Origin of the sequence: Vibrio sp. RM-41-2B (assembly GCF_024744415.1) — a bacterium.
In the GTDB taxonomy this organism is placed as follows: Bacteria; Pseudomonadota; Gammaproteobacteria; order Enterobacterales; family Vibrionaceae; genus Vibrio; species Vibrio diabolicus.
On record NZ_JAMQWD010000030.1, the window covers coordinates 1 to 3,806 of the forward strand.

General features: G+C 40.2%; 5 protein-coding genes. All 5 read right to left on the reverse strand.

From position 1 onward, the window contains the following. Nucleotides 1-110 precede the first annotated feature (110 nt). Nucleotides 111-647 (reverse strand): hypothetical protein, encoded by a 537-nt coding sequence (locus NB463_RS16135; protein ID WP_258431597.1) that lies wholly within the window; start codon nt 645-647, stop codon nt 111-113. 205 nt (nt 648-852) lie between these two features. After that, on the reverse strand, nt 853-1,542 hold the full coding sequence (locus NB463_RS16145) for a hypothetical protein (RefSeq protein ID WP_258516014.1): 690 nt from the start codon (nt 1,540-1,542) through the stop codon (nt 853-855). 133 nt (nt 1,543-1,675) lie between these two features. Continuing rightward, a complete protein-coding gene (locus tag NB463_RS23930) occupies nt 1,676-1,957 on the reverse strand; it encodes a DUF6678 family protein (protein WP_309303501.1) in 282 nt (93 codons plus the stop codon). Between the two features lie 17 nt (nt 1,958-1,974). Next, nucleotides 1,975-2,106 carry a DUF6678 family protein gene (locus NB463_RS23955; RefSeq protein WP_405054837.1) on the reverse strand — a complete coding sequence of 44 codons (132 nt, stop codon included), beginning with the start codon at nt 2,104-2,106 and terminating at the stop codon, nt 1,975-1,977. A gap of 821 nt (nt 2,107-2,927) precedes the next feature. Continuing rightward, a complete protein-coding gene (locus NB463_RS16165) occupies nt 2,928-3,686 on the reverse strand; it encodes an isocitrate lyase/PEP mutase family protein (RefSeq protein WP_258432277.1) in 759 nt (252 codons plus the stop codon). Nucleotides 3,687-3,806 lie beyond the last annotated feature (120 nt).

Here is a 3,806-nt window from a genome sequence, read left to right on the forward strand (position 1 = left end):
CTGTTAAGGTGTGAGCAACGCAATACCGAAGCTCCCGCATAACACCTTAAACACTGAGCGCAACGCATAGCAAAAATGCCAAGCGTTGCGAATCACTCTTAAACAGTTTGTTATATACCGCTATCGACTAAAATTTTAGTCAGTGTTTCTTGGATATTGTTATCAAGACTATCTTTTACATGCGCTTGTTCATCTTGAGATAAAAGCGAGAACTGCGCGGGAAGCTCTTCAATGTCGAGAACCTTAACCCCTTTTAAGTAACACGTACTGCATTTGCTGTCGCCATCAATATATGGAACAACATTTAACGATACATATGTTATTGCACCCATTCGTTTACCAAAGATTGATTGTTGATGGACACCATAGCCGAAAGTATTCGATACACCATAAATATCTCTAGGTACAAGCTTTATAGCCATATCAACATCACCGATTTCTGACTCCGAGATAAGCTTAACCGCCATCCCTTTTGCCTCGACATAGTCTTTGACCGTTTTAACAAGTAAATCAGAGAAAGAACTATCTTTAACTGCATCATAATCGTTGTTAAATATCGTTGTACCAGTCGTTACAAAGTTAGGATATTCAGGAAACTCGTTAACTACCCCGACGGTTTCAACTTCCTTAAGATCTTGCGGTTTCAACGTAGATGACAGCCTGTAAGAACTACTAACAATAACAATGAGTAAACTAACTTTATTTTATTTTTCACCTTTATGCTCCCTAGGTATATAACGCCCTGTTAAGGTGTGAGCAACGCAATACCGATGCCACTGCATACCACCTTAAACACTAAAATCAACGCATAGTAAAAATGCCACGCGTTGCGAATCACTCTTAAACAGTTTGTTAGCTGTTGGTTTTTGGTATTACCTTAAGACTTGGGTTAGGTGAGTCTGTAAGTTGTTTTACGATTTTATACTCACTTTGTCCTGAGCTACCAAGAGCGTCAACATAATGAATTGTAACAGCTGACTCCTCAGGTATAGCGCTAGCAAACCTAAACTGAAATTGAACTTCTTGACTCATTTCCCAAGCATGAACTTCCGTTGGATGCTGCTGTGCCATTGGCTCACTAAATACTATATTCAAGTTAGTAGATGTACTTCCTGTGTTTTTTACATTAACTCTAAATGTACTTTTACCAGCACTATGAGTAGCCCCAACAGCAAGGAATACAAAATTAGGCTTTGCCGCCTCAACACGCCGTTTGTTTTCCAACTCAACAACATTGCGCTCAGCTTCCAACTGGGCTCTAGTAACTTCAACCAACTCTTGCTGTTGCTTAACAGACTGATTAAGTTCTGCCGCTTGCAGCTCAAGTGCTTTGGTACTCTGTTGTAACTCTTTCCCTTGCTGCAAAAAACCGAGTACTAGCCACAAAAACGCTACAGGTCCAAAGATGCCGGCAAAGAAATCTCCAACTTCGTTTAAGTCCATGACAAGTATTTGCCCAATTCGATCACTTAATATTAAGAGCAAACCGACCATGTATATTGCCGTCAATACAAAACCAATCACAGTTAAATTTTTATTCATAATCTCCTCAGACAGCTAACGCCGCGTTAAGGTGCGAGCAACGCAATACAGAAGCCTCTGCAATGCACCGTAATCACTTAACCCAACGCATATCAAAAATGCCACGCGTTGTGAGTCGCTCTTGAACGCTTTGTTATGTGTATTTATACATTTCTATATCTTTACCGTGCTGAAAATAGCCCCAAATTCTAACACCACACTCTGTGAGAGATATTTTAGCATTTTGCTCTTTACATATTGCAATGACCTTATCCCTATGATCTAGAACTTCTGGCTCCAGCAAAACGCCTCTTGAATGAGAGATACGAGCATCAATATCAATAAAATGTATCGCTCGAAAGTTTCCCCATATTTGTGCCAGTTCACTGGTATATTGATAGCTAGAGTCACTTTCCGGCCATGTTGGCCCGTCAATGTAGGTAACTCGGTAGCTTAGTAGCTTAGTAGCTCATCGATATCGCTCAACGCTGTAAGCAAATTGTTCCACTTAGTGTCATTCATGACACCAAAAAGACTATTACTATCAATTAGTTTGATGATATTTGACTTTAAATCTAAACGCATAAATTCCCAATACACATAACGCCCTGCTAAGGGGTGAGCAACGCAATACCGAAGCCGCCGCAAACCACCTTAATCACTAAATTCAACGCACAGTAAAAATGCCACGCGTTGCGAATCCCTCTTGAGAAGTTTGTTAGTTTGCAAACCCAAAGCGTTGATTTTACGTTATTTTAAACTTTGCAAACAATAAACTTTATGTGTTTTGATACACCTAAGTCAGGCGTAGTCTCAAAGCGGCTACTCAATGAAACCACTTGGAACAAACAACGCCGCAGAAAACGAACTCACAACACCAAAAAGCGCTTTAGGAAAGCTAATCTCACAATGCGGACTTTCAACACCAAAAAGCGCTTTAGGAAAGCTAATCTCACAATGCGGACTTTCAACAAAGTCACTGAAACCACGTGGAACTTGCCACACCAAAGAAAGCGTCACTTCAGCGAGTAGATCGGCTTTTATACCAACAAACTCAACGAGCAGAGTTGCAGCAAAAAAAGTTCAACTCAGTTAACCCAAAAGTCGCCGCACCAAAGAACAAATCAACCGTTGAAACGATACCAATTTTGAGTTTACACCACGCAAGTTAACACTGAAATTGAGTGCCGATACGACAATTTCGACTTTAAGCTTTTACCACTAGATCTTGCGATATAGGCGCGTTTTTCCTCTTGCAAACTAACGCCCTGTTAAGGTGTGAGCAACGCAATACCGAAGCCATCGCATACCACCTTAAACACTAAACGCAACGCATAGCAAAAATGCCAAGCGTTGCGAATCGCTCTTAAACAGATTGTTAGGTGACAGCTATAACACCTACGATACTATAAAAACAAAGTTTGAAACGACTGTTCTCGTTTAATAGACATCAAGCTAGAGGACAGTGAGGCAAGCATTGCCTCATGCACGAAATTCCCCATGCTTATACGTTTGACGCCCAGAGCTTTAAGTTCTGGAAAACTAGGTAATTCAGGAATACACATTACATTTATTGGTAGCGACGTGCTTGCTACAACAGTTTCAATATCATTAACTTCTCTAATACATGGTAGAAAAATTCCATCAGCGCCAGATTGTTGGTACCTATTAATTCTCTCAATACTCTCAGCTAGAGGTTCCCCAACATTTAGCAAGAATGCATCGCTCCGGACATTAATGAATACTTCAATATCAGCTTCCGCGAGTAAGCCCCTAACTTGCTTTAGCGTTTTCTCAAATAGTGCAACATCACATAGCTGTCTTTGACCTTCTATTACAATACTATCTTCTATGTTTATGCCAACGACACCGACTTTCACCAATTCGATAATATTCTTCACTATGAGTTCTGGTGTATTTCCAAAACCTGATTCAATATCAACTGTCAAAGGCAGATTAGTTGAGCTACCAATTGCTTTTACAATTGACAATAAATCATTGAACTCAATGTTCTCTCCATCATCTTTTCCAAGATTACTCGCAATTGCAGCACTAGAAGTACCGATAGCTAAAAAACCTACTTTCTCTGCGACCTTCGCACTAGGCACATCCCAAACATTACAAATAACTAGTGGTTCTTCCGCTCTATGCATACTCTTAAACATGTCTGAAACTCCTATATAGATTTGGAACTAATAATTTCAGACCGATGCTAGCAATTGACATATGATAGAGCTCGCCAATTCCGGAACTGAATAACGAGTATTGATTCACAACTCGCTGTC

Excerpts from the sequence above, each read along its gene's own strand:
- NB463_RS16145 (WP_258516014.1), bottom strand. The coding sequence starts at position 1,542 with ATGAATAAAAATTTAACTGTGATTGGTTTTGTATTGACGGCAATATAC.
- NB463_RS16165 (WP_258432277.1), bottom strand. The coding sequence starts at position 3,686 with ATGTTTAAGAGTATGCATAGAGCGGAAGAACCACTAGTTATTTGTAAT.
- NB463_RS23955 (WP_405054837.1), bottom strand. The coding sequence starts at position 2,106 with ATGCGTTTAGATTTAAAGTCAAATATCATCAAACTAATTGATAGTAAT.